Below are 4,866 nucleotides of genomic sequence, written 5' to 3' on the forward strand. Positions count from 1 at the left end.
AGGTTTATCTGCGTGTACCGATATTAGGTAGTCAAAAATGAGGAGAAGCACAGGCATGTAGCTGATTAGCTTTCCTTTATTTCCAGATTGGACAACAAGCTTGTTGTCTTTGATTGTGTTGCCTTTGATTATGATAGTTAGCAATTTTATTGAGATCATAGTTATTTTTAACTCTTAATGTTGTTAATTTACAGCATCTATTCATGTATTTTCCTTTCTTAGCATTGAATTCTGGGTAAATAATCTAGAAACTAAATTATTTCTATAAGTATATCCTAGGACAAGAAGTAAAGTCAAGCCTTTTATTCTATATTTTCCCAAGTGTTTTTTTATGCCTTGTTGAATCTCGGACTGGCAGTCCTTACTTATTGATATATTTAAATTTGTTGCAAAATTAGGACTGCCAGTCCTTGGGTTCACCGCAATTTTAAAAATTATCTACCCTTGGATTCGCCACAATTTTTAAAATTATCCACCCTTCAACTCATGGTATATTTTAAATTTATCGTCCTTGGGAACACAAAAATCTCGACATGACCAACCAACCCCCACTCATTAGTGGACACTACTACCACATTTACAATCGCGGCAACAACCGAGAAAATCTGTTCATCGAAGAACGCAACTACCACTACTTTTTCAAACTCTACACCCACTACATCTACCCTATCGCAGACACCTACGCCTACTGCCTCATGCGTAACCACTTTCACCTACTCGTCCGCATGAAACCCCAACCACAAAATCACTATTCACAAGCCTTCTCCAACCTCTTTAGCACCTACACCAAAGCCATCAATAAACAATACCAACGCACAGGCAGCCTATTTGAAAAACCATTCAAACGCATACACGTAGACTCAGACCGCTACTTTATCACCCTCATCCGCTACATCCATCAAAACCCGCAAAAACACCATTTCACCACCGACTTTCGCACTTATCCCTACTCTTCCTATCAAACCATTTACCAACAAAAAAACAGCCGCATCCCACATAATCAAATCATAGACTGGTTTGGAAACCCCCAGTTATTTGCAACACTACACCAGCAATTTGATGATTTTAAAATTCAACATTTAATTGAAGATGATGCCTGACTCTTATTTTATAATTGGATACAGCATTTTTTATGGAAATTGCTATTCAAATAAATATTGACCTTTAAGAAAAGACAGCTTATCCTTTAAGAAAATTTTATTTAAAGGCTAAATGACAATGAATAATAAAGAAAGAGGTAAAAAAATTAGAGAGCAAATTCTTAGAGATGTGAGACATCACCCTACAGATTTAGCTAAGCATATAGCCAGTATTTTTTCAATTACACCTCAAGCTGTTAATAATCATATTAAACGTTTAGAAACTGAAGGTAAGCTTATTTCTAAAGGTAGAGGTAAGGGAAAAAGATATTTTTTAGGTGATTTACGTCAATATAAATCCATATTTCCTTTAGCAGACGGTTTTGCTGAAGATATTGTATGGCGCGATTATTATGCTTTTATATTTGAAGGACTACCCAATAATATTGTAGATATTTGTCATTATGGTTTTACCGAAATGGTCAATAATGCTATTGATCACTCAGAAAGCCATTCTGTTCTTATTGCAGTAGAGAGAAGTGTAGAGCAAGTAGTAATAGCAATTATTGATTTTGGAGAAGGTATTTTTAAGAAAATTCAGAGATTATGCAATTTAATGGATGAGAAACAAGCTTTATTAGAATTATCAAAAGGTAAGCTCACTACTGACCCAGAAAATCATACAGGAGAAGGCATTTTTTTCACTTCAAGAATGTTTGAGATATTTGCAATCGACTCAAAGGGTACTCATTTTAGCCATAGCAAACAAAGTGAATTTGACTATCTACAAGAATCTTCAATATCTAAAAATACAGATGATATTGGCACTATGGTTCTTATGATAATTAAAAGAGATTCCCAATGTAACCTACAAACTGTATTTGATGACTTTGCAGAACCTGATGAATATCAATTTAGCAAAACCATTATTCCTGTTCGTTTAGCCCAATATGACAATGAAAAACTCGTTTCTCGTTCTCAAGCAAAACGCCTACTTGCTAGTGTTGAAAAATTCCGCAAAGTTGTATTCGATTTTAAAGATGTGAATAGTATAGGGCAAGCTTTTGCCGATGAAATATTTAGGGTTTATGCCAACAAACATCCTGAAATTGAATTATTAACAACTAATATGACTGTGGATGTGGAAAAAATGGTAAAACGTGCTACTACGAAAAAAGATTAATTTTGTAACGTTAAGAACGTTTTTAACTCGTGTCACGTAGGAATGCAGTCAAGATGCGCCACATCATCAATTTACTTGACATGGCACGTTGTGAAGGTATTCCCACAAAATTTATAGGAACGAAACATCTCACCACTGACTTTCGCACTTATCCCTACTCCTCCTATCAAACCATCTACCAACAAAAAAACAGCCGCATCCCACATAATCAAATTATAGAATGGTTTGGAAACCCCCAATTATTTGCGACACTACACCAACAATTTGATGATTTTAAAATTCAACATTTAATTGAGGATGATTATGAATAGTAGACAGACTCAGAACTAGCCCTTATTTTTTGATATACTTAAATATTGTATAAGATTGGAAAATGTGCATCATGCAAACATTACAAATTCAATTGGATGAAGAAATTTTACAAAACTTACACGAACAAGCAAAACAGCAAGCAACCAGTGTGGAAAATGTAGTGCGAAATGCACTGGCAAACTACTTAAAAACACCAGAACAGAAAAATTACTCTTTCATTGGTATTGGACGCAGTGGAAAACCTAATCTCTCGACCCAAGTTGATGAAATTTTAGAAAAATAATGACAGCATTATTAGATACTGGATTTTTGTTGGCTGTACTTGATGCAGATGATGAATTGCATCCAACGTGCGTACAAACATTACAAGCCGAGCAATCTGTTTTATTACCAAAACCTGTGTTACCAGAACTGGCTTACATGGTATTACGAGAGTTAGGCTATCCTGTGCTGGTAAACTTTTTACAAGCAATACTACGTGGAGAACTCAAAGTAGAACACGTGACCCAAGCAGACTTACAACGTACAACAGAAATCTTACAACAATATGCTGATAGCAAAATTGATTTTGTAGACTGCACAATTGTTGCAATGGCAGAACGCTTAAATATCCAACGCATTTTAACCGTTGACCAGCGACATTTTAGATTATGTCGTCCACGTCATTGCAAATACTTTAGAACGCAGCTATCATTACTTTTTCAAACTCTACATTTACCCCATCGAAGATACCAACGCACAGGCAGCTTAGAAAAACCATTCAAACGCATACACGTAGACTCAGATCGCTACTTCATCACCCTCATTCGCTACATCCATCAAAACCCACAAAAACACCATTTCACCACCGACTTTTGCACTAATCCCTACTCCTCCTATCAAACCATCTACCAACAAAAAAACAGCCGCATCCCACATAATCAAATCATCACTGATGAGGAAAAATTCCAAATATATCGCTTACGTTATAGCGTTTATATAAATAAGCTTGGATATCAACAAAACTATGCTCTAACCGTAGTAAGATACCACCTCAGTACAAAGGCAATTCAATTCCTTCAAATAAAGCCTCACGTGCAGTTGGATTCGTTGCTTGCATCGCTAGATTCACTTGCTCATGATTGAGATGTGGAGCAAAAGCCTCTATAAAATCGTACATATATTCACGGATAAAAATATTACGGCATAAACCTATTTTCGTCGTATTTGATGCAAATAAATGACTGGCATCCAAAGCACATAAATCTTGATCGATCTGCGGGTCATAGGCCATTTTGGCAATAATTCCAATCCCCAAACCCAAACGAACATAAGTCTTAATCACATCGGCATCGGTCGCAGTAAATACCACATTGGGAATTAAGCCCGCCTGCTGAAACGCCTCATCTAATGTTGAACGCCCTGTAAAACCAAATACATAGGTTACAATGGGATAATTTGCCACTGCCTCTAAAGTCAAATTCTCCAATGCTTGCAACGGATGATTCTGTGGCACAACAAGGCAACGGTTCCAACGATAACAAGGCAACATTACCAAATCTTCAAATAATTCCATCGCCTCAGTTGCAATTGCAAAATCCACCTCACTTTTAGCTGCTTGTTCTGCAATTTGTAACGGTGTACCTTGGTGCATATGCAAAGTCACATTAGGATAACGATGAATAAAACTTGCAATCACAGGTGGCAAAGCATAACGGGCTTGAGTGTGCGTAGTGGCAATTGAAAGGCTGCCGCGCTGCGGATCGCTGTATTGTTGGGCGGTATGTTTAATATTGTTGCTTTCTTCTAAAACCCGCCCGATATAACGTAAAATCTCCACACCCGCAGGCGTAATGTGAGTCAACTGTTTACCACTACGCGCAAAAATCTGAATTTTTAACTCTTCTTCTAAGGCTCGAATTTGTCGACTCACACCCGGTTGAGAGGTGTACAAAGCTTCAGCCGCCGCCGATATATTTAAATTTTGCTGTGCGACTTCCCACACATAACGTAATTGTTGCAGTTTCATCGTTCTACCCCATTATCTTCTGGATACAGTTATACAACGATTTATCATTTTGTTGTTATACCTTTTAGTTATATTGATATACCATAAAATAATTTTATGATTACTTGTCCATCAATATTAATTGCTGCTGAAATTTAAATTAATTATATAAACATAGTCTTACTAATTCATGTGTCTTTCTAAACTGTGGATGCAATGATAAAAATAAATGGGAGACTCATGTATATAGATACATGATATAGTCAATTCTATCTTGAGTGTTAGGATTGGCAGTCCTAAAATAC

General features: G+C 36.4%; 6 protein-coding genes. 5 read left to right on the top strand and 1 reads right to left on the bottom strand.

All coding sequences use genetic code 11. From position 1 onward, the window contains the following. The first annotated feature begins 533 nt into the window (after nucleotides 1–533). The 5 genes from ABXH34_RS17790 (at nucleotide 534) to ABXH34_RS17810 (ending at nucleotide 3,699) form a co-directional block, all read left to right on the top strand. Nucleotides 534–1,100, top strand: coding sequence for a transposase (locus ABXH34_RS17790; RefSeq protein WP_353573229.1), 567 nt, complete (start codon nucleotides 534–536; stop codon nucleotides 1,098–1,100). A 118-nt stretch (nucleotides 1,101–1,218) separates the two neighbouring features. Next, entirely contained in the window at nucleotides 1,219–2,262 is a 1,044-nt protein-coding gene (locus tag ABXH34_RS17795) for an STAS-like domain-containing protein (RefSeq protein ID WP_353573230.1), read from the top strand. A 53-nt stretch (nucleotides 2,263–2,315) separates the two neighbouring features. Then, nucleotides 2,316–2,573: a hypothetical protein gene (locus ABXH34_RS17800; protein ID WP_353573231.1), complete on the top strand. Its 258-nt coding sequence runs from the start codon at nucleotides 2,316–2,318 to the stop codon at nucleotides 2,571–2,573. A 71-nt stretch (nucleotides 2,574–2,644) separates the two neighbouring features. Continuing rightward, nucleotides 2,645–2,857 (top strand): YlcI/YnfO family protein, encoded by a 213-nt coding sequence (locus ABXH34_RS17805; protein ID WP_353573232.1) that lies wholly within the window; start codon nucleotides 2,645–2,647, stop codon nucleotides 2,855–2,857. Beyond that, entirely contained in the window at nucleotides 2,857–3,699 is an 843-nt protein-coding gene (locus ABXH34_RS17810; RefSeq protein ID WP_353573233.1) for a PIN domain-containing protein, read from the top strand. Before ABXH34_RS17805 ends, ABXH34_RS17810 begins: the two co-directional genes overlap by 1 nt. Here the strand turns inward: ABXH34_RS17810 and cysB are convergent. Further along, nucleotides 3,608–4,582, bottom strand: coding sequence for an HTH-type transcriptional regulator CysB (gene cysB, locus ABXH34_RS17815; protein ID WP_353573234.1), 975 nt, complete (start codon nucleotides 4,580–4,582; stop codon nucleotides 3,608–3,610). The genes ABXH34_RS17810 and cysB overlap by 92 nt on opposite strands. Nucleotides 4,583–4,866 lie beyond the last annotated feature (284 nt).

It is taken from the genome of Candidatus Albibeggiatoa sp. nov. BB20, from assembly GCA_016744725.1.
Lineage (GTDB): Bacteria > Pseudomonadota > Gammaproteobacteria > Beggiatoales > Beggiatoaceae > Albibeggiatoa.